The following is a 23,605-nucleotide window of genomic DNA, read 5'->3' on the forward strand; positions in this document are numbered from 1 at the left end:
GTACTTGACTTTACGTAGAAAAAAAACAGCTACCGGAGAGTAGCTGTCTTGGTGGTCAAAAAACTAAAGCGTGACCACGGTGCGTAGAACATTGTTTTTAGTCGGATTTACTTCTTAAGATTTTCGTTAACGAAGGCTTCGATTTTATCATCTGAGTCTTTCAAAAATGGAAGCATATCTTCTTCCGTCTTCATGGTATCTCTACCATTCTTTTCCATGAAGTAGTCCCAAAGGGCATCTCTAACTGGCATGTTTGAATCACTCCAGTCAAATACTTCCTTCATGTGACGGTCTAACAATGCAGTCTTAATAATTTCGTCTGCCATCTTAAATTACCTCCTAAAATATTCTACAAGTAGTATTATACCTCACTTTCTTTTTATCATCTACTAATAGAATATTAAAAAAGCACATTCCGCATTTTTCGAATTGTTCTTGATCTAGCTCTAATTAACTGAATTGCTTCAACTTTCATATTATCAATTGCATATTCCGTGCTTATTTCACCTAAAATTGTTAATAATGCGATCAACTCTAACCGGGATAAACTTTTAACAAAATTATTATATGTATCATCAATAGGTATCGCCAATTCACTACGCACAGGTTCTTGAATACCATGTACTTTTGCACTTTCCCAGGAAACACAATTATTATAAATTTGTCGTCTAACTGCCATATGATATCTCACTAATGTCCTTGCGTGATTACTTAATTTAACGCGATAAAAACTACCAAAATTCCCTCGTTTACTGGAATAAACAAGTGCAGCTTCATAACAAACAATCATTGCCTCTTGTTCCCAATCTTTACGATCATAGTGGCTAAGATAATATCTTCTTAAAATTGTATTGACTAATGGTTTCTGTAAAGCAAATAGTTTTTCTAAAGCTGTATCATCCCCTGCTTTTATTTGTTTAATCAGCTTCTTTTCTTTTGTTTTCATCGCTATATCCTCTCATTTATTTACTCAGAGGATACGGTTCTATTCTAAGTATGAGAAGAAAACAAACGTTTAATTCGACATACTTAGAAAAAATGTACTAAAAAAGCAGACAAACTCATATATCTGTCTGCTTAATTATTATTTTCTTATTAATGGGTGTCTACTATTATATGCTTGATAAAGTAAAACTCCGGTAGCCACACTAGCATTTAAAGATTGAACATGACCAACCATTGGTAAAGTAATAGTTTGGTCCATTTGCTTTTTAAGAAGTGGGGCAATTCCTTTACCTTCATTGCCAATAACTAAAACGGCTTTCCCTTTGGCGTTCCATTCACGATAATCAACACCAGCCATATCTGTACCAAAGACCCAATAACCACGCTTCTTAAGTTCTTTAGTAGTTTGAACTAGATTATTTACACGAGCTACAGGAACATAATCAATTGCTCCAGTAGAGGTCTTAGCTACCACAGAGGTTAAACCAGTTGCATGACGCTTAGGAATAATTATGCCATCAACACCAGTAGCATCGGCAGAACGTAAAATTGAACCTAAATTATGTGGATCTTCAATAGAATCCAACATTAGTAAAAATGGTTCTTTTTCTTCTTGATCAAATTTATCAAGCAATTGATCAAGATCAGCATATTCAAAACTAGAGATAGCTAAAACTAAACCTTGATGATTGCCACCTTCAACTAAACGGTCCAGCTTATTTTTCGGAACAGTCTGAATTACCAATCTTTTCTTTTTAGCAAGAGCATAAACTTGATTAGCAAAATCCTCTTGTATCCCATGTTGCAAAAAGACCTTGTTAATTTTGTCAGCATTTTGAGTTTTTAAATAATCTAAGCCGGCATGACGTCCAAAAACAAAATCTTTATTCGAAGTCATAGTTCTTTATCCCATCCTCTTCTACAGTTTTTATACACCAGTCAGATAGTTCATGGACACGATCATCATTACCTTGTAAATCAAGGTAGCCAATCATTGCTTCAAAACCAGTCGATAATTGATAAGTCTTCAAACTAGTATGTTTAGCTTTAGTATGACTTTTGGCATTACGACCCCGACGAAAAGCAGTTAATTCATCTTCTGTTAATAAATCATCATCTTGCATTTTAGTAATTAAAGCAGCTTGGGCTTTAGCAGAAACGTAATGTGTTGCCTCACGTTGCAATACTTGAGGTTTAACAATTCCACCCTTTACCAAATGTCGACGGATAATCACTTCATAAACTGCATCCCCTAAGTAAGCCAAAGTCTGTCCACTCAAAGTATCTGGATTTACATTTTCTTCAGTTAATTTCTTAATTTTAGTCACGAGTCCACCTTGTCCCTTGTGGGGTATCTTGAATGGTAATTCCCATTTCTTTTAATTGATCGCGTAGTTGATCACTAGTTGCCCAATCTTTATTAGCACGTGCTTCATCACGTTTCTTTACCAATGCCTCAATTTCATCATCATTTGAGCCAGTATTTTGCGCACAAAGCTTATTAGTATCCACGCCAAAAATAAGCAACCAGGCAGTCAACTTTTCTTCAAACTGTTTTAAGGCATCCTTATCAGCCTTTTTACTATTGGCATTAGCATTAACTACTGAAAGCAAATCATATACAGCAGTCAAAGCATTTTGCACGTTAAAATCATCATCCATAGCTGCAATAAACTTTTGATCAGTATCCTCAATTGCTTTTACCAATTCTGATGATTTCTCACTAGCTGTATTGTCATCAAGACGGTAATCAATATTAGTTAAAGTATTCTTGAAACGGTCTAAAATTGTAGCAGCTTGTTTCAAATTTTCTTCCGAATAATTAATTTGACGACGATACTGTACACTAGCCATAAAGAAACGTAATACTTGCGGATCAACCTCTTTCAAGATGTCATGCACGGTTACAAAGTTATGCAATGACTTGGACATCTTTTCTTGATCTTTGCCTACAGTTACAAAACCATTATGTAGCCAATAATTAACAAATTTCTTACCAGTTTTTGCTTCACTTTGAGCAATTTCATTTTCATGGTGTGGGAATTCCAAGTCCTGACCACCACCATGAATGTCGATGGTATCGCCAAGATATTTAGTGCTCATTACTGAACATTCAATGTGCCAGCCAGGACGTCCTTTACCCCAAGGTGAATCCCAAGCAATTTCATCTGGTTCTTTTTGTGCCTTCCAAAGAGCAAAATCAATTGGGTCTTCCTTACGATTTTGTTCTTCATCATTAATATGCTCCGAAGCACCTTCTTCAAGTTGTTCAATATTTTGATCGCTTAATTCACCATAATGTTTAAACTTTCGAGCACGGTAATAAACGTCACCATCTACTTCATAAGCATAGCCTTTATCAATTAGAACTTTAACAAAGTTAATAATCTCATTAATCTCATGAGTAGCACGAGGGTGCAGTGTTGCAGGTTCGATATTCAAAGCAGTTGTATCTTCCAGAAACGCATTGATAAATTTTTCAGCTAACTTAGGCACAGTCGTACCTTCAGCGCGAGCTTCATTGATCATCTTGTCATCAACATCAGTGAAATTAGATACGTATTTTACTTTATAACCCTTGTATTCAAAGTAGCGTCTGATTGTATCAAAAGCAATGGCACTGCGGGCATTACCGATGTGAATATAGTTATACACAGTTGGTCCACAGACATACATGCTAATTTGTCCTGGAACTAATGGTTTGAATTCTTCTTTTTTACGCGTCAGTGTATTATAAACTTTCACGGCTAACACTTGTCCCTTCTGTAAAAATAGCTATTTTTTATTTTAGCAGAAACAAAAAGAAGTTGCAGTCATCTGCAGCTTCTTCTTAGATTATTCTGTTCTTATTTATTAAAGGTTATTGGCGCTCATTTGCTTTAAGGTTAAATCGATGTGTTCTACAACACGCTTCTTACCTAAAAGTTCCATAGCTTCACCAATACCAGGGCCTACCATTGAACGAGTAGTAGCAATTCTGATTGGCATGAAGAGCTTTCTACCCTTAATACCAGTTGCTTTACGAGTTGCTTGGATAGCGTTCATGATTTGAACTGAAGTAAATCTTGGAATAAGGTCTAATTGCTTCTTGAATTCTTCAATTACACCACGACCATCGTCATTCTTGATTTCTTCAATTTCTTTATCTGAAAAGTCCTTAGCATCTTCAAAGAAGATCTTAGCCATATCAACAATTTGCTTAGTGTATGACATTTGAACTGAGTAAATGTTAACCAATTGACGAACCCATTCCATCTTTTCAGGGGTTGGGTGTTCATCAATTAAGCCTGCTTCTTGTAAGTTGTTCAAAGCAAGATCAAGTAAAGTATCACGGTCAGCCTTCTTAATGTATTGGTTGTTAATCCATTCAAGCTTCTTTTGATCAAAAGCAGCAGGTGATTTAGACAAACGTGATGGGTCAAATTGCTTGATAAATTCACGCTTGTTGAAGATTTCGTTTTCACCCTTTGGTGACCAACCAAGAAGAGTAATAAAGTTGAACATTGCTTCTGGCAAGTAACCAAGGTCACGATATTGTTCAATAAATTGAAGAACTGATTCATCACGCTTAGAAAGCTTCTTACCAGTCTCTGAGTTGATAATCAAAGTCATGTGACCAAACTTAGGTGGCTTCCAGCCAAGTGCTTCATAAACAACTAATTGCTTAGGAGTGTTTGAAACGTGGTCATCACCACGAAGTACGTGAGTAATCTTCATTAAGTGGTCGTCAATTACAACAGCAAAGTTATAAGTTGGCATACCATCACGCTTTTGGATAACGAAGTCACCACCAATAGTGTCTGATTCAAATTCCAAATGACCCTTAACAATATCATCCCATGAATAGGTTTCCATTTCTGGAATATGAATACGAACAACTGGCTTCAAGCCTTTAGCCTTAGCTTCGTCTTGAGCTTGCTTAATTTCATCGGCAGTCATACCTTCATATTCATAGGTGTAGTGAGGTGCAACACCCATAGCACGTTGTTCTTCACGTTGTGCTTCAAGTTCTTCCTCAGTCTTGTATGAGTAGTATGCTTTGCCTTCGTCGATTAATTGATCAATGTACTTTTGGTAGATTTCTTTTCTTTCTGATTGACGGTAAGGACCGTAGTCGCCACCCTTATCAGGACCTTCATCCCAGTCAATACCTAACCAGTGAAGGTTTTCCATTTGAGACTTAGAACCGCCCTTAACATTACGTTTTTGGTCGGTATCTTCAATTCTCAATACCATAGTACCCTTGTTGTGACGGGCGAATAAATAGTTAAAAAGTGCAGTACGTGCGTTACCAATGTGCAAGTGACCAGTTGGACTTGGTGCATATCTTACACGGATTTTTTCTTTAGCCAAAATTCATGCCTCTTTCAAAAATAGTAGATTCAAACAATCTTAGTTTACTCGTTATATAGTAAGAATTCAATCTGTGCTAATCAAAAACTAATTTTAGCGCCTGAGGAATGCTGGATACGGGAATAACTTCGATGCCTACATTCTTTAAAGCTGCTCGCATATTGTGTCGCGGAATAAAGATCCGCTTAAAGCCGACTTTGGCAGCTTCTTTGACTCGAGCATCAATTTTATCTACGCGACGGACCTCGCCAGTCAGCCCTACCTCACCTACAAAACAATCTGTCGACGAGATTTCTTTATCCTTATAACTAGAAGCGACTGACATAGCAATTGCTAAATCGATTGCTGGTTCATTTAACTTAATACCACCTGTTGCAGTTAGATATACATCTTGGTTTTGAAGCATTAAATTGCCCCTCTTTTCCAAAACAGCTAACAGCAATGCAGCTCGATTATAATCAATGCCTGATGTAGTTCTTTTAGCATAACCAAAAGCTGTAGGCGTTACTAAAGCTTGAATTTCAGCCAAAAGCGGCCTTGTCCCTTCTAAGGAAACTACTACAGCAGAAAAGGAAACTACTACAGCAGAACCGGTGGAATTCGGTAATCTTTGATCAAGGAAAATTGAAGAAGGATTAGTTACTTCTTTTAATCCTTCATTTTCCATTTCAAACATTCCTATTTCGTTAGCAGCTCCAAAACGGTTTTTAACTGAATGCAGAATTCTGTAAGAATGATGTTCATCACCTTCAAAATAAAGAACTGTGTCAACCATGTGCTCTAAGATTTTGGGACCAGCGATTGCACCTTCTTTAGTCACGTGTCCAATTACGAAAATAGTAATTGCATCCATCTTGGCAATTTTCATCAACTCACTAGTTACTTCACGTACTTGAGAAGCAGAGCCTGTCATCGAATCAAGACTTGGTTCATTCATAGTTTGAATTGAATCGATAACCACAAAATCAGGCTTAACATCATTAATTTGTTCACGAATATCGTGCATATCAGTTTCAGGATATAAAAGCATATTGCTTTGACCTACGCCTAATCGATCAGCTCTTAGTTTAATTTGGTTAGCCGATTCTTCCCCTGAAACATAGAGTACTTTATACTTTTCAGATAAATCACTCATGATTTGTAGCATCAACGTTGACTTACCGATACCAGGATCACCGCCAATTAAAACAAGCGAACCCGGAACAATTCCACCGCCTAACACACGATTTAATTCTTCCGACTTAGTAGGAATTCGATCTTCTTTTTCAGCTTTTATTTTATCTAATTTAACAGGCTCATTAATTCCAGTTTTTTTAATTAAACGACTAGCAGTTGCTTTAGTTGAACGCTTCTGTACTTCTTCTGTCTCTTTTTCAAACTGATTCCAAGCGCCACAATTAGGGCAACGACCAAGATAACTAGCAGAAATATAACCACATGAACGACATTTATATTGAGTCTTTACTCGTGCCATTAATCATCTTCCTCTTCATTAGTTGAACCAAAACCGCTAATTCTTTGACGACTGATTGGATCATCATCATCAGTTTTAAGATATTTAATAAAAATTCCCTGGGCAATACGCTCACCTTTTTTAATATGTAATGGGCGTACACCATAATTTATCATTTGTACGAAGATTTCACCTTCGTTATTAGGATTGTTGTAATAATCGGCATCAATTACACCAATTCCATTTGGTAAAGCTAGATTTTTCTTAAATGTGTTAGAAGATCGATTAGCTAAAATTAACACCTCATCCTCTGGCATATAAGCTTTAAGACCAGTTGGTACCAAAAATGGTTTTAAAATTTCATCTGCCATTTCATAATCACGTTCATAAAGTTGGTGCCCATTTCTAATTAACCTAAAAATTCTCACAAAATTGAGGCGCCAAATACTAGGAATGGTAATATCTTCAGCTGCTTCAATATCATAACCTGCACTGGCTAAAGTTTGTCTTCTTGGTAAATTAATACCCTGATCTTGGTACTTCTTAACTACTTCAAATCCACGTGTCTTCATTCTGATAACTCCATTTACTACTTTTCTTTTGACAGATATATATTTTACAATGTTTTTAGCAAACAAAAAATATTTAAACCCTCTATTATTTATTACGTAAAAAAAGAGAATTTTCTCTTAGAAAAGGTAAAAAATGTCCGAAGAAACTGAAACTAAAAAATATTTCACATTAACTAATAGCGATGATAATCAGATTACATCAGGTACTGATTTGGATTTAATTAAACGCAAAGATGAAACAGTTTGGGTAATGAATCACGTCTTTCTAAATCCAGATGAACACGATCCGCATGAGATAACTTTGCTAATGAAACAAGTTATTGCCTATGTACAAGAATCTGGTAAAAAGGTCTGGCCTCTTGATCCGATTGCTATTAAGTACTTTGAAAAGCATCCCGAACTAAATGATCTTTGGTATCATCAACCATATATAAAATAAAGGAAGATTTATCAAAAATCTTCCTTTATTTTTGTAATTGATTATATCTTGCACCATTAGGCAATTTAAAGTCTAAATTATTATAACCATTCCAATTTGTTTGGTATTCCACTAATTCAGTCTCTGCATTTTTTACTTCAACGGGTTTCAATCCTAAAGAATGACGAACTTGTTTGGATACTTTATTAATTTCTGCAGGTGTAGCAATTTGAAAATCTGATTCATCAATTTTAGCATTCTTACCAATTAACTGCTCCTGTTGAGTAAAATTCATTGCCTGGGCATAGTTACCGTATAGAACATGTAGATTATCTAATGGTACATCAGTTCTCACGCCATCCTTTACAGCCATCAAAATCTTTTTAGCAGATAAAAGATTACCTTTTTCTCTAAAACTTCGAATAACACTTAAAAGGACCTGTTGTCCTCTTCGTTGACGTCCATAATCATTATCAGGATCCTGATATCGCATACGTGAATAACCTAATGCTTCTTTTCCATTTAATTTTTGTCTTCCTTTAGGATATCGATGACCTTCAAATTTAAAGGCAAAAGGATTATCTACTTCTACACCACCTACAGCATTAACTACCTTTCTCAGAGTACCCATATTTACTAAAGCATAATAATTTACTGGTACATCTAATAATTCTCCTACTTGCTTTTTAGCTAGATCAGCTCCCCCGATTGCATAAGCTGCATTTATCTTTTCATAAAGTACACCTTTTTTAGTGTTAATTTTAACTAAAGTATCACGTGGAATCGCAGTAATTACCATATGGCCTTGAGTAGGATTAATAGTAATCAACTCCATGGTATCAGTATTTCCTGCATAAGAATTGTCACGTCCTAATGCACCAACATCAGTTCCCATTACTAAAATAGAAATTGGACGACCTTTTTTAATCTTTATTCGGTCTTGTCTTGAATGATTTACAGAAATTTCATTAGTTGCTGAACGTAAATAAGTATAACCTACCCCTATCAAAACTAAAATTGACATTAGGACTGCAAAAACTGTCCATTTAAGCATATTTCTTTTAGGACGTTTATCTTCTCGACGCATCATTTTATGTACTTCATTTTGTGATGGTATTCTTTTCTTAGACATATTTGCTCCCTTCGTCTTCCTTACGTTTAGGTTATCAAACAGATAACTACTAATAAATACATACAATCAGTTTTTTAATCTTTCTTTACCGTGATATAAAATTTTTGTATGGCACATCTAAATTAAATATATCTGCTTTCGAATAGACTACTATCTTTTTATAAGTTAAAATAAATTTGAAAAAGATAATTATTAAAGGGAGGAAAAATTAATGACAAAAGAAATTTCTAACGATACTATTTCTAAATTTGAAAATGACTTAGCTAACCATCCCGCATACAAGGTAGCAAGTCGTGCTGCTCAAGAAAACGGAATTTTCAAGGCAAGTCAAGATTTACAAACCAAGATTGATCTTGATCCAACTTTTTCAATTGAAATTGATACTGGCAAGCCAGCAGATCAAAAGCAATCAGGTCGTTGCTGGATGTTCTCAGCATTGAACACTATGCGTCACCCACTTCAAAAGAAATTTAAGTTAAAGGACTTTGAATTATCTCAAAATTACACTAACTTCTGGGACAAGTTTGAAAAGTCAAACTGGTTCTTTGAAAATGTGATCGCAACTGCAGACAAGGATTTAGGTGACCGTAAGGTAGCATTCTTGTTTACTACCCCACAACAAGATGGTGGTCAATGGGATATGCTTTGCGGCATTATTGAAAAATACGGTATTGTACCAAAGAGCGTTTATCCAGAAACTGCTAACTCAAATAACTCAAGTGCATTGAACGACACTTTGAATACTTTGCTTCGTAAAGATGGTCTTGAATTACGCAAACTAGTTAACGATGGTAAATCAGAAGATGAAGTTCAAGCCCGTAAGGAAGAAATGTTAAATGACGTCTTCCGTGTACTTTCAATTTCACTTGGTGTTCCACCAAAGAAGTTTAACTTCGAATACAGAGATGACGACAAGAATTACCATATCGACAAAGACATTACTCCAAAGGAATTCTTTGATAAATATGTTGGTATGGATCTTGAAAACCACATTTCAACTATCAATGCTCCAACTGCTGACAAACCTTTCCACAAGGTATTCTCAGTAGAATACTTAGGTAACGTTGAAGGCGGTCGTCAAGTTCGTCACTTAAACCTTAAAGTTGATGAAATGAAAGACCTAATTATCAAGCAATTGAAGAGCGGCGAAGTTGTTTGGTTCGGTTCAAACGTTGTTAAGGATTCTGAACGTCGTGCAGGTCTTCTTGATACTGATCTTTACAGACGTGACGAATTATTTGATGTTGACTTTAAGATGTCTAAAGCAGATATGCTTGATTCAGGCGAAAGTATGATGGACCACGCTATGGTTATCACTGGTGTTGACATTGTTAATGGCAAGCCAACTAAGTGGAAGATCGAAAACTCATGGGGTGAAAAGCCTGGTTTCAAGGGTTACTTCGTTATGAGTGACAAATGGTTCGATTCATTTGTTTACCAAGCCGTTATCAACAAGAAGTTCTTGCCAGACGACCTTAAGAAGGCATATGACGAAGGTAAGAAGAACCCAATTCAATTATTGCCATGGGATCCAATGGGTGCTTTAGCTTTTAAATATTAAAATAGACTAGTTCATTTTAGACGTCCCGAGATGGGACGTTTTTTGTTTGGATTTACTGTATAATTCTTATCGGAGGAAAAATAATATGTCGATAAGAAAATACTTTAAGTTTGTTGATATTAAGACATCTGCTCTTTCCTTATATGCATATGCATTGGGAGCTGCTTTTATTTTCTACTATTTCAATAACTGGAATTGGCTAAATTCATTAATCTTTTTTATCTCAGAGATGATTCTAGATAATATGATTACTGCTATTAATAACGTTATGGACTATATTTTAGCCAAAGATAAAACCAGCAAACAAAAGAGCGTCTTGGTTACTGAAAACATTTCATTGCCACTAGCTTTTACCTATATCGGTATTCTTTTATTAATCGCTGCAATATTAGGAATTTGGCTCTGTTTTAGGACTAATTGGGTTCTTTTCTTTGCTGGTGGTCTTTTATTTTTAATCGTTCTTTCTTATACTTCTGGTCCTTTCCCAATTTCACGCATGCCAATTGGAGAATTTGTATGCGGTATTGCCCAGGGAATGGGAGTCCCATTTCTTTTCACATATATTAATGATAATTATCAAAAAATTATGACTTTAAATTTCAATCGTCTATCTAACGGTGAATGGACTTTTGGTTTAACTGGTTCTTTGACTACGGTATTTGCCTTAGTAGTATTATGCATCCCTTCAATTTGTTACAACTCTAATGTCATGCTGGCCAATAATATGTCCGATGTTAGCGAAGATAGAAAAAACGAACGTGCAACCCTACCAGTCGTATTCGGTAAAATGAAAGCGGATTGGCTTTATCGTTTCTTTGGCTATATTCCATTTTTATTTATTATTATCATGCCTTTCTTTAAAATGGCTCCTTGGCTAGTTTTACTTACTCTTGCTACCTTCCCCAAAGTTAAACAAAACATTGAAACTTTTATTGCACATCCCGATAAAGTTAAAACTTTTCCATCAGCTTTGCAAAACTACACTATATTCGTATTAGTACAAGCAATCACGATCTTCGTTGGTGCACTTATTCATTTTTAATTAAAAAAGTTAATAACTCTTTTTTTAAATTAAATACTTTTCAGATTTTAGATACCACTTTTTCACTAAACTCGTTAAAACAATATATAAAATTAACAAAACAATAACTATGCCTAAGAAATAGACAGGAATAGAACCAAACTTCATCACTTTAGCAATCGGAGTTATAAATGGTAAGGCCGTACCCACTGTCGCCATACCAATAGTTGACCAACTAACAATTGCTGTGGCGTGTTGTTTGATAAAAGGAATTGCTGGATCTCTTAATGCATGAATAACCATTTCCTGAGTCCAAAGAGATTCAATAAACCAGCCTGTACAAAAAATTGTACTAAAAAGCAATTTTTGCATTGGATTTGCAGACGCATAAGTAGTTCCAACAACTTGTGGACAAACGATAAAATACAAAAGCGAATAAGTTAAAATATCAAAAACAGATGATGTAGGACCAAAGTAAAACATAAATTTAGGTAACTTTTTAGTACTCCACTTTCTTGGCTCAGCTAGATAGTGCTTATTCATAGTATCAAACGGAATAGATAAACAACTCGTTCCATACATTAAATCAAGAATCAATAATTGAATTGGTAGCATCGGTAAGAAAGGCAAGAATGAAGATGCAACTAAAATTGAAAGAATATTACCAAAATTAGAAGACAAGGTTATCTTAATGTACTTCATAGTATTACCAAATACTTGTCGTCCAATTTGAACTGCTTTTTCCAAAATTCGCAAATCTTTGTGAAGCAAAATAATATCAGCAGATTTCTTAGCAATATCTACTGCTGTATCTACAGAAACTGAAACATCAGCAGCTTTCATTGCTGGAGCATCGTTAATACCATCACCCATATAAGCCACGGCATGACCATTTTCTCTTAATGTTTTAATTATTTTAGCTTTTTGTTGAGGAGAAAGCTTAACGAATACGTCACATTCTTGAACAATTTGCTTCAATTGAGCAGGTGTTTTATTCTCTATATCTTGTCCTTGACAGACTTTGTTTATTTCTAATCCTACTTGAGCACCTACATTTCTAGTAACTGCTTCATTATCTCCTGTTAAAATTTTAACTGTAATTCCATCTTCTTTTAGTGCCATCAGAGCTTCTCTAGCACTATCCTTAGGAGGATCGAGAAATGCTAAGAAACCTGCAAGGATTAACTCATTCTCATCATTAACACTAAATTCTCCTACCGGAGCAGGATTTTTCTTATAAGCAAGTAGTACAACCCGTAATCCATCATGATTCATTTCGTCAATTTTAGATAAAATATCCTGTCGCTGATTCATATCTAAAGGCATAATCTTATTATTAACTTCAACTCGATTAGAACAAGCCAACATCTCCTCTGCAGCACCTTTAGTTACTAATAAGTGTTCATTTTGTTTATTTTTAACTACCACACTCATTCGACGTCTTTTAAAATCAAAAGGAATTTCATCAATTTTTTGATAATTTTTATTAATTTGCTTAATATCTAGTTCCTTATCTGCAGCATTAATAATTGCCTCATCCATTAAGTCTTTCATCCCAGTTTGGTAATAACTGTTCAAATAGGATAACTCTAATACTCTAGGTCTTTCTTTGAGATCTATATCATAATGCCGCTCAAGTACTACTTTATCTTGAGTTAATGTTCCCGTTTTATCAGTACATAAAATATCAGCAGAGCCGAAATTTTGAATGGAGTTCATTCTCTTAACAATGGTCTCATGCTTAGCCATTTCAATTGAGCCCTTCACTAAATTACTAGTAACAATTACAGGCAACATTTCTGGAGTTAATCCCACAGCCGTAGCAATTGCAAAAATTAAAGCATTCAACCAATCGCCTTTGGTTAAGCCATTAATTAAGAAAACTAATGGTGCAATTACTGCTGTCATAGTTAACAAAATTTTGGAAATATTTTTAATACCTACATCAAAGGTAGTTTCTTTATTCTTGTTTTTAGCTAAACTACGGGCTAAGTTGCCAAAAATAGTTCTATCCCCAGTTGCAAAAACAACTCCTAAACCAGAACCGGAAATAATATTAGTTCCTTCATAAAGAACGTTAGGATAATCTAAATAATTTTCTTCCTTATTGGGTTTTTGACCAGCAATTTTTTCTACAGGATTAGATTCACCATTTAATGAACTTGCTGAACAGAAAAGATCTTTACTCCTCAATAGCAACATATCAGCTGGAACCAAATCTCCAGCGGTTAAATTAATAATATCTCCTACTACCACTTGCTTAGTAGGTAGTTCTTGATCTCGATTATCTCGCCTAATATTAGTAGTTACTGAAACCATATTCAGTAATCCTTCAACTGCATCATTAGTCTTAATATTTTGAATAAAGCTAGTTAACCCAGAAATTAATACCATTGTTAACATAATAATTACTGTACTTAAATCTTTTTGATTTTGAGGTACTAGCAAATAATTAGTAAAAAATGACAAAGTCGCTAATAAAAGCAAAACACCCGTAAAAGGCGTCATAAATGCATCTACAAGGAAATGAAGTTTAGGATGAGTTTCTTTATTCGATACTTCATTTAAGCCATCTTTTTCTAAACGCTTTATAGCTTTTTTAGTACTCAACCCCTCTACTGAAGTATCTAATTGGCTCAATACTTTACTCTTTTCTTCCCTAGCAATTTTTTGGACCAAAGTCGCATCTGTTACCACACGATCTTTAGAGTTGATTTTTAACATTCGAATCCTCCCCTAAAAGAATTGGCAAACAAACAAAAAGCCAATGCAAAAACTGCATTGGCTTTTATATCAAGCGATTTTACTCGTCGTTCAGTTTTAACACTACGTAACGTGAAGTCTGTTTAACTAGCTGACTGGGAAAAGCCTTAATTCGACAGTTCCCGTTTAACCCGTTGGCATCTCTGGATGTTGCTGGGCGTCAGCGTATATTTACGTAGGAGTCTCACCTAACAGTTTATTTGCTTTACTTATTCAATTGACATCCTCATCATAAAAGAGCAAAGACAGATATACAAGTACTTTAAATAAATCTTTATCTTCATACAATTTTTAGATAACTACTATTTAAAAATTATCAAACCTAAAAACAAAAAAGCGCGTCTGGAAAAATATTTTTTTCAAAACGCACTTATTTTTTACCAAATATGCAACAAACGAGTTGGATCTAGTTTACTTAAATTAAATTGGTGAACATGTTGTTTGGGATTCTCTGGAAATTCTTTAATAAAATCAGCTACATTATAAAGTCCGGTTGAATATGTCCAAACGCCTTTCACTTTTCTAATTGGATCTAACATCTCATTTCTAATTGGATATGCTGAAATAAGAAAATGCTTGTGATGAAACTTAAAAACAAAATATGGCAACTTAAATTGTTTTACAGCTTCATCTTCCGTTTTGGCAATAGAAATTACATTTCGATATGTACCATATTTCTCCGTAAATTTTTCGTTAAATGAAAAATAGAAATTCGAGATATGCACATGTGGAAAATCTTCCTCACCAACTTTATCAGGAACAGCAATCACATGTGAGTAGCGATCCAGGTTGCTTTCTCTTTGTGATAATGCATGATCCATTTGTGTAGGAATTATCTTATGTGCCCAATATGGTACTTCTGGATGTGCTTCATATGAACGGTACATCTGCTTAACTACTTCAGGCTTAACCCAATCATAATGCATTCTTGTTTGATTACGCTTAAGCAGATTTTCCAATGTGTTATGCTGCATCAAATCAACTACGAAACATTCATAGTGATATTTATCTACCCATGGTTTAAAATGCTCAATTGCACTTGGAACAATATGCGTCCCATCAACAATTACAGTTTCCCCATGTTCCATCTTGTGTTCTACAAGGTGATCCACCATTTGCTCAGTACGCACTGTTACGTGCCGCGGAATAACTTGGTGTAATACATCCGCATCCTCTTGATAATAAACTGTTAAATCCGCCAATAATAGTCTAATTTGATCACGACTGATCGCATAAGGCGTTAAGTGATGGCGAGCAATAAAAGAAGATTTACCGGAGCCAGGTGCACCTCGTAATAAAAATAATTTACGCATGCAAAATACTCCAAACTAAATATACTAGAAATCATAATAGATTTTACCATATATGTAAGCAAATCCTTATTCAGAGTACTAAAAAAATGCAGTCAAGCTGCATTTTAATGTAAGATTTCTTTATTTACAATATTCAACTGATCATCCATTGTATAAACAATTGGTTCAGCATTTGGTACTTCCAAATTAACAATGTCATGATCATTGATATTCTCAAGTTTCTTGATTAAGGCTCTTAAGCTTGAACCATGGGCAACAATTAATTGGTCTTCCCCATTAAGTAAGCGTGATGCTATATGATTATAATAATATGGCATTAACCTAATCTGAGTCTGATGCAAACTCTCTGCTCTTGGCATCAAATGTTGATCACATAATTTATAACGCCGATCAATCATTGGCGACCCTTGTGCTGGTGGCACCGAATCAAATCCACGCCGCCATAATAAAACTTGTTCCACGCCAAAGACTTTGCGTGAAATATCTTTATTAAGGCCCCTTAGAGCGCCATAGTGACGTTCGTTTAACCTCCACGTCTTAGTCATAGGGAGCCATAATAAATCGCATGTATCTGCCACAATATTAGCTGTCGTAATTGCCCGTGATAAAACAGAAGTATGAATATGAGTAGGTGCAAAATCAGAGATTGTATTAACTAATTCACCAGCTTGCTTAGCCTGCTGTTCTCCTTTTTTAGTTAACGGGACATCATTCCAACCCGTATACACATTTGCGGCATTGGCGACACTTTCACCATGTCGAACTAATACTAATTTTGCCATTTTCTATTCCTTATTTGAGTAAACATCTAACGATCATTACTATTCCAGCTATTGTAAAAATTAGACCTAAAATCATAAAGGCTCTAATCCCACCCTTATTATTGGGTTGCTTACGCCTATTAAAAGCATATGATATGTCATAAATTCCCATAATCAAGACGATTATAGCTGTAAAGATATTAACTGAAAACATTACTTCACCTAATTTTCATTATTTCCACGACCAGGTACAATCATCTTATCATTACGTCCACGTTCGCATTCCGCTTGTAGGGTTATATGATTTATTCCTAGCTTCTTTTTCAATTCTTTTCCTATCCGTTGATATAATTTTTCTAATTCAGCTGCACGCATATTTTGGTCAACATTAATATGGGCATCCATCATAATAAAGTCATCACTGTAACGCCAAACGTGTACATGGTGAATATTTTTTACTTCAGGAAAAGATAAAACAATTTTATTTACCTTATCCAAATCAATGTTAGGATTAGACTCCATCAGCACGTTAGCTGCCTTCATCGTAATTTCATAAGCTTCATGTAAAACGAAGAGCGAAACTAGAATAGTCAAAACTGGATCAAGCCAGGTAACATTCCAAAAGTAAATAAAAATCGCACCAATTACAACAGCTACGCTAGATAAAGCATCACTCAACATGTGGATAAAAGTAGAACGCACATTCAAGTTTCCCTTAGAATCACTATGCATTGCGATCATAGAAATCAAATTGGCCACTAACCCAATTATTGAAACAGCCAACATAATTCCACCATGAATATGCTCTGGTTTCCAAAAACGTTGAATTGCCTCTACAAATAAAACTACACTAATAACTATTAAAATTACGCCATTAGTAAAGGCAGCCAAGATTTCTGCTCTTTCATAGCCAAAAGTCTTTTTGCGATTACGACTTCGTCTACTGATCAAATGTGCTACAAAAGACAAGATAATTGCACCGACATCGCTTAAGTTATGTACAGCATCAGAAAGCAATGCCAATGAGCCTGAAAAGATACCACCTAAAAATTCGGCAACTGTAATAACAACATTTAGCAACGTGACAAACACATACCGCTTAGTTGTATGGTCTTTATTCATATAAATTTTCCTCTCGTTATCAGTGTACCAAAAAAGGTCCTACTTATGCAGTAGGACTTCTTTATAATTCTTCAGCATCGACATTATAGTCAACGATCTCAAATTTTCCATTATCTTGCAAAATTCCTCGGGTAATACTACCGTTATTCGGAAAAATAATATCGTGTTTGCCATCACTTTTATCCCAATACTTAATGGATAAGGTCTTGATGAAATCACCATGAGTTACTAACAATACGCGATTTTCTTTTTGGGTTAAATCACGGAGGACATTAATTCCCCTAATCATTCTTTCATCTAATTCCGCAGTATTTTCTGCCAAATGACGCGGATCAGCTTTTTTGGTAGCTTCACGAAAGTTTCGCAAACCAACTTTATTAATAATTTTAGCTACATCATCTTCATGACCAATGCCAGCAGCCATAGCTACTTGATCCCAGGTTTGGTTAATATCATCGCCTTCGAAAGTTCCAAAGAAAACTTCACGAAATTCTGGCAACTTTTTAATCTTACCAATATCCGAGACCAAATTAGCGTCTTTCATTAAGTGAACGGTGTCAATTGCTCTTTTCAAATCTGATGAATACATGTTATCAAAATGCACTTGACTCAAAGCATCGGCGGTTCTCTTTAAATCGTTAATCCCCTTAACCGTTAACGGAGAATCACACCAGCCTTGAACTTTGTTCAATTGATTAAACATAGTTTCACCGTGGCGAACTAAATAAACTTCTGTTGCCATATATTAACCCTCCCTTTTCATTAATAAATATTGTATCAAACTTAACGTAAGTATGCCGTATAAAAGAAGTAACCCGCTTGAATAAATGCCAATGCTGCAATAAAGATTCTAACAGGTTTTTCTGGAACTCGTCTCAAAATTGCTGGTCCAATATAACCACCAATAAACATCCCTATTGCCAAAGGTATTGCCTGTAGCCAATAAATGTATGAAGTAAAAATAAAAATGACTAAAGCTACCAGATTAGCAAAACCACAAATAACATTTTTTATAGCATTGATAACTACGAAACGTTCATTAGTTATGTAAGTCAAAAGTACCAATACAATTACACCACCAGCGGCACCAAAGTATCCAGTATATGCACCCATAATCAAAAGTGCAATAAAATAGATTACTTTTAGCCATGTTGGTTGCTTTTCAGTATTAAGAACATGATGTTTTCCTGATACAATAATCATCACGCCAGAAAAAGCAATAAAAAATGGCACAGCTTTTTCAAATACACGTGAAGGAAACGAGAGAAGCAACATACAGCCAATAATAGATCCAACAACTGTAAAAATCGTGTAGAACCAGACCTGTTTCCAGTGCCCCTTTAATTCTTTAGTCGAAGAGACCGTTGAACCAATACTAGTCCAGATTAGTGCTGCATCATTAGTTACATTTGCAAAAACTGGCGGAATACCAACAGCTAGTAATACGGGATATGACGCAAGCGAAGCCATTGAGGCAATTGACGAAAGTAAACCACCTGCAACTCCACCTATTAATAAGAAAATAATCGTCCAGATCGTCATTTTTAAATCCTTTCTTAAAATTATCCAATTTATTATAATTCTAATAGTGACTAACACAAAGGAAGTATTTTATGTCTACATTTGAAACTTTGATTTTTGTCCCTGAAGGTAGTCTTTTAAATGAAAAACTCGCAGAAAAAACTGCTTTACGCCAAACTTTGAAACATTTTGGCTTAGATTGGGGACCAGCAGAACGTTTAAAATATACAAGTTTACAAAAACAATTTAAAGTTCTATCTAACAACGATCAAATTAACTTAGCTTTAAGTACCTTTTTAAAAGAAGATTTAGATCAAAGTCGAGCTGTTTTTAATAATTTAATGAAAGAACAAACTCGTCTAGTTAAAGGCACACCTGATTTTTTAGATCAAATTAATTCCCTGCGATTAATTATGCTCGCTAAAGAAACTAAGGCACAAATTGAGCCACGTCTTGCTCCAACAGAGTTACTTAATTCATTTGATTATGTCTATTTTGCTGATAATTTTAAAGACAAATTACCTAGCAAAAATATTTTCTTTCAAATTTTAAAGGAACATCCCGAAATCGATCCTGATACTGTCTTAGTAATTGGAACTAATCTTGATGAAGAAATTCAAGGTGCAGAAAACGCTAATCTAAAATCCCTATGGCTTGCACCCAAAAAAGATAAAATTCCAATTTCACCTCACCCAACACTTCATCTAAGTAAACTATCAGATCTCTTATTTTATTTAGATGTTGAATAACTAGTATAATTAAAGTGAAAAGAAAGGATGGTTTTAATGACAAAAGTTGCTGTAGTATTCGCAGATGGCTGTGAAGAAGTTGAAGGCTTAAGCGTAGTTGATGTTTTACGTCGTTTAAATGTAGAAACTGACATGGTGGGTTTAACCAGCAAAGATGTTAACGGAGACCACAATATTAAATTAACTTGTGATAAAGTTGTCGATGATAGCTTGCTTGATTATGACTTAGTTGCTTTTCCTGGTGGCATGACCGGTTCTGCTAACTTACGTGACGATACAAAATTGCGTGATTTAATGGTTAAACGTCATGAACAAGGCAAATGGGATGCCGCAATGTGTGCTGCCCCTCGTGCATTAGCTCGTTACGGTGTTCTGGATGATGCAAAATTTACCTGTTACCCAGGTATTGAAAAGGAATGCTTAAAAGATCAACCAAACGCTCACTTTTCAGAAGAAATCACTGTTACTGATAATGATAAGAAAATTTTGACTAGTCGTGGTCCTGCTACCGCTTGGGCTTTTGCATATGCAATTGCGGAAGCATTAGGCGTTGATACTAAGAACCTTAAGAAAGGTATGCTTTACAACTATTTAGCTGACAATATTCAAGATAGTTTATAATTCATGATTTATGACAAAAATAATCGAATCTCACTGGATTCGATTATTTTTTATTCAATTAATTGCATCCGCTTATTAAAGTAGTTCTTATAAGCAAGATAACCAGCAATTACAGCTCCTAACCCTGTAGCTGACAAAAGCATAAAGGTAACCATAATTTGATATTTAATAGCATATACGGGATCCACTCCTGCAAAAATTAAACCAGACATCATCCCTGGCAAATTAACTAATCCCACGGTTTTAACGGAATCAATTGTTGGTTGCATTGCAGTTTTAATACTTCTTCGCAAGATTGTTATGCTTGAGTCTTTAATATTTGCACCAAGAGCTAATTTTTCCAAAATTTGTTGGTGTTGATCATGAAAGCTTTCATTCAATGTTTTATAACAAAGACCTATTGCCACCATTTCATTTCCAGCAATCATTCCAGTAATAGGAATTATTTGCATCGGCTTTAGTTTGATAGTATGCGAAAGCATTAATACTCCAAGGGTAATATATGTGCCAATTAATAATGCCACAAAAGATTGCCATAATTTTCGATTAGGATTGGGATCCCTCTTATTTGCATTCCAAGATGCATTAAAAATTATCAACAAGGTAATCACAATTGTGAGCCAAACATTATTAATTCTAAAGATATATTTTAAAATATACCCCACAATTGTTAACTGAATTATTGCCCGGGCAACACTGTAAAAAACATCTTTAGTTAATCCCAATTGCTCTTTCATAGAAATACCCACAGACACAAGAACTAAAGCAAATGCCAACACTAAAGACAAATTGCTGACGGCTAGATCTTTCATTTGGTTAACTTCCCTTCTACTATCTTGATAATTTTCCCAGCATGTTCTATTTCATCATTATCATGTGTAACTTGGATAATTGTAGTTTTATTTTGATGAACCTCTTTAATTAAAGTATGGACGATTTCCTTACTATCATCATCAAGACCAGTTGTAATTTCATCTAATAAAAGTACGTCTGGTTTAAATAAAATATTACGAATTAAGGCAACTCTCTGTTTCTCACCACCTGATAATTCGGTTATATTTTTATTTAGAAAATCTGGGGTAAGATCGACTGCTTTTAAAGCTCTAACTGCTTTATCTTGATCAAATTTTTGCTTACGAATTCGAAAAGGGAATCTTAAATTATCCACAACTTTTTCACCAAAAAGCAATGGTTGTTGAAAACAATATGAGACTTTTCTACGGTACTCTGTGGGCAAGTATTGATTAATATCTTTATTCCTAAATTCAATAATTCCTTCTGTAGGCGAAATCAAATTCGCTAAAAGTTTAAGTATCGTACTTTTTCCACTACCAGATGGTCCCGTAATAGTAAGAAATTCATTTTCTGCAATATCTAATGATAAATTTGAAATAATATTTTTATTTTTAACATGGTAAGAAACATTTTTTAACGATAAAATCATATTATTTTCCTCATTAACTATCCTAATTAGATAAATTCTACCTCTTTTTTTGAGTAAACAAAAAGCATCCCATATCGGGATGCTTTTTGTTTAAACGTAAAATCCAAAGATTAACGCTTTGAGAATTGAGAAGCTTTACGGGCTTTCTTCAAACCTGGCTTCTTTCTTTCCTTCATTCTTGGGTCACGGGTTAAGAAACCTGCCTTCTTAAGTGGACCACGGAAATCTGGGTCAACTTCAAGAAGAGCACGTGCAACACCGAGACGGATAGCTCCAGCTTGGCCTGAGAAGCCACCACCGTTAACATTAACGTGAACGTCGTATTGACCTTCAGTTTCAGTTAATGTTAAAGGTTGCTTCAAATCCTTAACCAAGTTAGGGAATGGAATGTATTGATCAACATCTTTATCGTTAACAGTAATCTTACCGTTACCTGGTACTAAACGAACACGCGCAACTGAATCCTTGCGGCGACCAGTACCTGTGTATGCAGCTTGTTGTGCCATTATTTAACCTCCTAGATTAACTTGTTAATATCTAACTTTTCAGGCTTTTGTGCTTCATGCTTGTGATCTTCACCAGCATAAACGTGCATCTTCATGAATTCTTGGTGACCAAGAGTATTCTTTGGAAGCATGCCCTTAACTGAGATTTCAACCATCTTTACTGAGTTATTAGCAAGCAACTCGCCGTATGAAACAGCTTTTAAGCCACCGCGCCATTCTGAGTGGTGGTAGTAAATCTTGTCTGAAGCCTTTTTACCAGTCAACTTAATCTTTGAAGCGTTGACAACAATAACATTGTCACCGGTATCAACATTAGGTGTGTATTGAGGCTTGTTCTTACCTCTCAAAATAGTGGCTACAGCTGCAGAAAGACGACCAAGAGATACGTCAGTTGCATCAATAATGTACCACTTACGTTCAATTTCACTAGATTTTGCTAATGGTGTAGTACGCAATTTAAATTCCTCCGTTTATTTGCAGTTTGAAAACAATAAGTTTCCGGGGCCTATCGTGGACAAACATACTATACTAGAGTACGTCCTTTTAAGAAAAAAGTCAATTATAAATGCTGGTCCTGACGATATTTTTGTGGTATATCTTCGTAAAAAACATGGTAAAGATAAAGTCCACTTGCCTGTGCCGTCTGCCTTACTTCTTGTCTATCTTTAGCAGATATGACCCGCTTTAAATCATGAATAGGTCGGCGTCCATTACCTATTTCTAAAAGTGCAGCAACCATAATTCGTACCATGTTATACAGAAAACCAGAACCAATAAAATCAAAGATTACTTCATTTTCTTTCTCGTCTTTTTCAATATTAACGTAATAAATAGTTCTAACTTTATCTTCAATTTGACCACCACTTGCGGCAAAACTGGTAAAGTCATGTTTTCCTAACAAATCACGAGCTGCCTCTTGCATTTTAGAAATATTCAATTGATATGGAAAATGGCCTGTATAAAAACGTTTAAAAGGATTCACAAAATGATCCAAACTCACGCGATATCGGTACCATTTCCCTTTAATAGAATATCTAGCATGGAAGTCTTCATCTACAATTTGACACTTATTGAAAATAATATCCATAGGCATCATCGAATTCATTGCTAAAATCATTCTATTAGCAGGAATAGTTTTTCCTGGATAATCAAAATGAATTACTTGGCCTATAGCATGAACTCCCGCATCAGTTCGTCCAGATCCTTGAACTATAACGCGTTTTCCTTTAGTCATTTTCTTTAACGCATCTTCAACAGTTCCTTGTACTGTTCGTTGATCAGGTTGCAGTTGAAATCCATGAAAAAGATGTCCATCATAGGCCATCGTCATTTTATATCTAGTTAACATAA

26 protein-coding genes and 1 riboswitch are annotated in these 23,605 nt (G+C 35.0%); of the genes, 5 read left to right on the plus strand and 21 right to left on the minus strand.

Annotated elements, in window-relative coordinates; translation table 11 throughout:
• Positions 1 to 107: 107 nt before the first annotated feature.
• From FC57_RS01240 to FC57_RS01275, 8 genes are all read right to left on the minus strand, one after another.
• A complete protein-coding gene (locus tag FC57_RS01240; RefSeq protein ID WP_007126845.1) occupies positions 108 to 326 on the minus strand; it encodes a P8 family protein in 219 nt (72 codons plus the stop codon).
• A gap of 74 nt (positions 327 to 400) precedes the next feature.
• Entirely contained in the window at positions 401 to 946 is a 546-nt protein-coding gene (locus FC57_RS01245; RefSeq protein WP_007126844.1) for a hypothetical protein, read from the minus strand.
• A gap of 138 nt (positions 947 to 1,084) precedes the next feature.
• Positions 1,085 to 1,843, minus strand: coding sequence for a 23S rRNA (guanosine(2251)-2'-O)-methyltransferase RlmB (gene rlmB, locus FC57_RS01250; protein WP_007126843.1), 759 nt, complete (start codon positions 1,841 to 1,843; stop codon positions 1,085 to 1,087).
• Positions 1,830 to 2,273: a Mini-ribonuclease 3 gene (locus FC57_RS01255; RefSeq protein ID WP_007126842.1), complete on the minus strand. Its 444-nt coding sequence runs from the start codon at positions 2,271 to 2,273 to the stop codon at positions 1,830 to 1,832. Before FC57_RS01255 ends, rlmB begins: the two co-directional genes overlap by 14 nt.
• On the minus strand, positions 2,266 to 3,690 hold the full coding sequence (cysS, locus tag FC57_RS01260; RefSeq protein ID WP_420835807.1) for a cysteine--tRNA ligase: 1,425 nt from the start codon (positions 3,688 to 3,690) through the stop codon (positions 2,266 to 2,268). Before cysS ends, FC57_RS01255 begins: the two co-directional genes overlap by 8 nt.
• A gap of 108 nt (positions 3,691 to 3,798) precedes the next feature.
• Positions 3,799 to 5,298 (minus strand): glutamate--tRNA ligase, encoded by a 1,500-nt coding sequence (gene gltX, locus FC57_RS01265; protein ID WP_007126840.1) that lies wholly within the window; start codon positions 5,296 to 5,298, stop codon positions 3,799 to 3,801.
• A 76-nt stretch (positions 5,299 to 5,374) separates the two neighbouring features.
• Positions 5,375 to 6,772, minus strand: a complete 1,398-nt coding sequence (gene radA / locus FC57_RS01270) for a DNA repair protein RadA (RefSeq protein WP_007126839.1) — start codon at positions 6,770 to 6,772, stop codon at positions 5,375 to 5,377.
• Positions 6,772 to 7,323, minus strand: coding sequence for a dCTP deaminase/dUTPase family protein (locus tag FC57_RS01275; protein ID WP_040530021.1), 552 nt, complete (start codon positions 7,321 to 7,323; stop codon positions 6,772 to 6,774). Before FC57_RS01275 ends, radA begins: the two co-directional genes overlap by 1 nt.
• A 133-nt stretch (positions 7,324 to 7,456) precedes the next feature.
• Between FC57_RS01275 and FC57_RS01280 the strand changes: the two genes are divergently transcribed.
• Positions 7,457 to 7,762, plus strand: a complete 306-nt coding sequence (locus FC57_RS01280) for a GNAT family N-acetyltransferase (RefSeq protein ID WP_007126837.1) — start codon at positions 7,457 to 7,459, stop codon at positions 7,760 to 7,762.
• A gap of 25 nt (positions 7,763 to 7,787) precedes the next feature.
• Here the strand turns inward: FC57_RS01280 and FC57_RS01285 are convergent, their stop codons facing one another.
• On the minus strand, positions 7,788 to 8,873 hold the full coding sequence (locus FC57_RS01285; protein WP_007126836.1) for an LCP family protein: 1,086 nt from the start codon (positions 8,871 to 8,873) through the stop codon (positions 7,788 to 7,790).
• 211 nt (positions 8,874 to 9,084) lie between these two features.
• Between FC57_RS01285 and pepC the strand changes: the two genes are divergently transcribed.
• Both pepC and FC57_RS01295 read left to right on the plus strand, forming a co-directional pair.
• Positions 9,085 to 10,434 carry an aminopeptidase C gene (gene pepC / locus FC57_RS01290; RefSeq protein ID WP_007126835.1) on the plus strand — a complete coding sequence of 450 codons (1,350 nt, stop codon included), beginning with the start codon at positions 9,085 to 9,087 and terminating at the stop codon, positions 10,432 to 10,434.
• Positions 10,435 to 10,519: 85 nt separating this feature from the next.
• The gene (locus FC57_RS01295) at positions 10,520 to 11,476 is read left to right on the plus strand and encodes a UbiA family prenyltransferase (RefSeq protein ID WP_007126834.1); all 957 of its coding nucleotides are present in this window, start codon (positions 10,520 to 10,522) and stop codon (positions 11,474 to 11,476) included.
• Positions 11,477 to 11,500: 24 nt separating this feature from the next.
• Here the strand turns inward: FC57_RS01295 and mgtA are convergent, their stop codons facing one another.
• The 7 genes from mgtA to FC57_RS01325 form a co-directional block, all read right to left on the minus strand.
• Positions 11,501 to 14,179: a magnesium-translocating P-type ATPase gene (mgtA, locus tag FC57_RS01300; RefSeq protein WP_007126833.1), complete on the minus strand. Its 2,679-nt coding sequence runs from the start codon at positions 14,177 to 14,179 to the stop codon at positions 11,501 to 11,503.
• Positions 14,180 to 14,253: 74 nt separating this feature from the next.
• Positions 14,254 to 14,421, minus strand: a riboswitch (M-box (ykoK) riboswitch).
• Between the two features lie 174 nt (positions 14,422 to 14,595).
• The gene (locus FC57_RS01305; protein ID WP_007126832.1) at positions 14,596 to 15,531 is read right to left on the minus strand and encodes an AAA family ATPase; all 936 of its coding nucleotides are present in this window, start codon (positions 15,529 to 15,531) and stop codon (positions 14,596 to 14,598) included.
• Positions 15,532 to 15,635: 104 nt separating this feature from the next.
• Positions 15,636 to 16,313, minus strand: coding sequence for a 2,3-bisphosphoglycerate-dependent phosphoglycerate mutase (locus FC57_RS01310; protein WP_007126831.1), 678 nt, complete (start codon positions 16,311 to 16,313; stop codon positions 15,636 to 15,638).
• 10 nt (positions 16,314 to 16,323) lie between these two features.
• Positions 16,324 to 16,506 carry a DUF308 domain-containing protein gene (locus FC57_RS10565; RefSeq protein ID WP_007126830.1) on the minus strand — a complete coding sequence of 61 codons (183 nt, stop codon included), beginning with the start codon at positions 16,504 to 16,506 and terminating at the stop codon, positions 16,324 to 16,326.
• Between the two features lie 8 nt (positions 16,507 to 16,514).
• The gene (locus FC57_RS01315; protein WP_007126829.1) at positions 16,515 to 17,414 is read right to left on the minus strand and encodes a cation diffusion facilitator family transporter; all 900 of its coding nucleotides are present in this window, start codon (positions 17,412 to 17,414) and stop codon (positions 16,515 to 16,517) included.
• Between the two features lie 61 nt (positions 17,415 to 17,475).
• Positions 17,476 to 18,156, minus strand: a complete 681-nt coding sequence (locus tag FC57_RS01320; protein ID WP_007126828.1) for a histidine phosphatase family protein — start codon at positions 18,154 to 18,156, stop codon at positions 17,476 to 17,478.
• A gap of 41 nt (positions 18,157 to 18,197) precedes the next feature.
• Positions 18,198 to 18,956 carry a sulfite exporter TauE/SafE family protein gene (locus FC57_RS01325; protein WP_040530018.1) on the minus strand — a complete coding sequence of 253 codons (759 nt, stop codon included), beginning with the start codon at positions 18,954 to 18,956 and terminating at the stop codon, positions 18,198 to 18,200.
• 71 nt (positions 18,957 to 19,027) lie between these two features.
• On the opposite strand from FC57_RS01325, the gene FC57_RS01330 reads away from it, so the two are divergent.
• Together FC57_RS01330 and FC57_RS01335 are read left to right on the plus strand one after the other, a co-directional pair.
• Entirely contained in the window at positions 19,028 to 19,684 is a 657-nt protein-coding gene (locus FC57_RS01330; RefSeq protein WP_007126826.1) for an HAD family hydrolase, read from the plus strand.
• A 36-nt stretch (positions 19,685 to 19,720) separates the two neighbouring features.
• Positions 19,721 to 20,305, plus strand: a complete 585-nt coding sequence (locus FC57_RS01335) for a DJ-1 family glyoxalase III (protein ID WP_040530015.1) — start codon at positions 19,721 to 19,723, stop codon at positions 20,303 to 20,305.
• A 50-nt stretch (positions 20,306 to 20,355) separates the two neighbouring features.
• On the opposite strand, the gene FC57_RS01340 is transcribed toward FC57_RS01335, so the two are convergent.
• The 5 genes from FC57_RS01340 to truA all read right to left on the minus strand — a co-directional run bounded on the left by FC57_RS01340 (position 20,356) and on the right by truA (position 23,603).
• A complete protein-coding gene (locus tag FC57_RS01340) occupies positions 20,356 to 21,117 on the minus strand; it encodes an ABC transporter permease (protein WP_007126824.1) in 762 nt (253 codons plus the stop codon).
• Complete coding sequence (locus tag FC57_RS01345; RefSeq protein WP_007126823.1) at positions 21,114 to 21,749, minus strand: ABC transporter ATP-binding protein; 636 nt, start codon at positions 21,747 to 21,749, stop codon at positions 21,114 to 21,116. Before FC57_RS01345 ends, FC57_RS01340 begins: the two co-directional genes overlap by 4 nt.
• A gap of 110 nt (positions 21,750 to 21,859) precedes the next feature.
• Entirely contained in the window at positions 21,860 to 22,255 is a 396-nt protein-coding gene (gene rpsI, locus FC57_RS01350) for a 30S ribosomal protein S9 (protein WP_007126822.1), read from the minus strand.
• Between the two features lie 11 nt (positions 22,256 to 22,266).
• Positions 22,267 to 22,710 (minus strand): 50S ribosomal protein L13, encoded by a 444-nt coding sequence (gene rplM / locus FC57_RS01355; RefSeq protein ID WP_007126821.1) that lies wholly within the window; start codon positions 22,708 to 22,710, stop codon positions 22,267 to 22,269.
• Positions 22,711 to 22,814: 104 nt separating this feature from the next.
• A complete protein-coding gene (truA, locus tag FC57_RS01360) occupies positions 22,815 to 23,603 on the minus strand; it encodes a tRNA pseudouridine(38-40) synthase TruA (protein ID WP_007126820.1) in 789 nt (262 codons plus the stop codon).
• Between the last annotated feature and the right edge of the window lie 2 nt (positions 23,604 to 23,605).

This window comes from Lactobacillus ultunensis DSM 16047 (assembly GCF_001436305.1).
Lineage (GTDB): Bacteria > Bacillota > Bacilli > Lactobacillales > Lactobacillaceae > Lactobacillus > Lactobacillus ultunensis.

Coding starts and splice junctions, on each gene's coding strand:
- FC57_RS01245 (WP_007126844.1), bottom strand. CDS start 946: ATGAAAACAAAAGAAAAGAAGCTGATTAAACAAATAAAAGCAGGGGAT.
- FC57_RS10565 (WP_007126830.1), bottom strand. CDS start 16,506: ATGTTTTCAGTTAATATCTTTACAGCTATAATCGTCTTGATTATGGGA.
- FC57_RS01280 (WP_007126837.1), top strand. CDS start 7,457: ATGTCCGAAGAAACTGAAACTAAAAAATATTTCACATTAACTAATAGC.
- FC57_RS01295 (WP_007126834.1), top strand. CDS start 10,520: ATGTCGATAAGAAAATACTTTAAGTTTGTTGATATTAAGACATCTGCT.
- FC57_RS01310 (WP_007126831.1), bottom strand. CDS start 16,313: ATGGCAAAATTAGTATTAGTTCGACATGGTGAAAGTGTCGCCAATGCC.
- rpsI (WP_007126822.1), bottom strand. CDS start 22,255: ATGGCACAACAAGCTGCATACACAGGTACTGGTCGCCGCAAGGATTCA.
- radA (WP_007126839.1), bottom strand. CDS start 6,772: ATGGCACGAGTAAAGACTCAATATAAATGTCGTTCATGTGGTTATATT.
- FC57_RS01305 (WP_007126832.1), bottom strand. CDS start 15,531: ATGCGTAAATTATTTTTATTACGAGGTGCACCTGGCTCCGGTAAATCT.
- FC57_RS01275 (WP_040530021.1), bottom strand. CDS start 7,323: ATGAAGACACGTGGATTTGAAGTAGTTAAGAAGTACCAAGATCAGGGT.
- FC57_RS01345 (WP_007126823.1), bottom strand. CDS start 21,749: ATGATTTTATCGTTAAAAAATGTTTCTTACCATGTTAAAAATAAAAAT.
- FC57_RS01320 (WP_007126828.1), bottom strand. CDS start 18,156: ATGGCAACAGAAGTTTATTTAGTTCGCCACGGTGAAACTATGTTTAAT.
- FC57_RS01240 (WP_007126845.1), bottom strand. CDS start 326: ATGGCAGACGAAATTATTAAGACTGCATTGTTAGACCGTCACATGAAG.
- rlmB (WP_007126843.1), bottom strand. CDS start 1,843: ATGACTTCGAATAAAGATTTTGTTTTTGGACGTCATGCCGGCTTAGAT.
- truA (WP_007126820.1), bottom strand. CDS start 23,603: ATGTTAACTAGATATAAAATGACGATGGCCTATGATGGACATCTTTTT.
- pepC (WP_007126835.1), top strand. CDS start 9,085: ATGACAAAAGAAATTTCTAACGATACTATTTCTAAATTTGAAAATGAC.
- FC57_RS01340 (WP_007126824.1), bottom strand. CDS start 21,117: ATGAAAGATCTAGCCGTCAGCAATTTGTCTTTAGTGTTGGCATTTGCT.
- FC57_RS01285 (WP_007126836.1), bottom strand. CDS start 8,873: ATGTCTAAGAAAAGAATACCATCACAAAATGAAGTACATAAAATGATG.
- mgtA (WP_007126833.1), bottom strand. CDS start 14,179: ATGTTAAAAATCAACTCTAAAGATCGTGTGGTAACAGATGCGACTTTG.
- FC57_RS01335 (WP_040530015.1), top strand. CDS start 19,721: ATGACAAAAGTTGCTGTAGTATTCGCAGATGGCTGTGAAGAAGTTGAA.
- FC57_RS01330 (WP_007126826.1), top strand. CDS start 19,028: ATGTCTACATTTGAAACTTTGATTTTTGTCCCTGAAGGTAGTCTTTTA.
- FC57_RS01315 (WP_007126829.1), bottom strand. CDS start 17,414: ATGAATAAAGACCATACAACTAAGCGGTATGTGTTTGTCACGTTGCTA.
- FC57_RS01325 (WP_040530018.1), bottom strand. CDS start 18,956: ATGACGATCTGGACGATTATTTTCTTATTAATAGGTGGAGTTGCAGGT.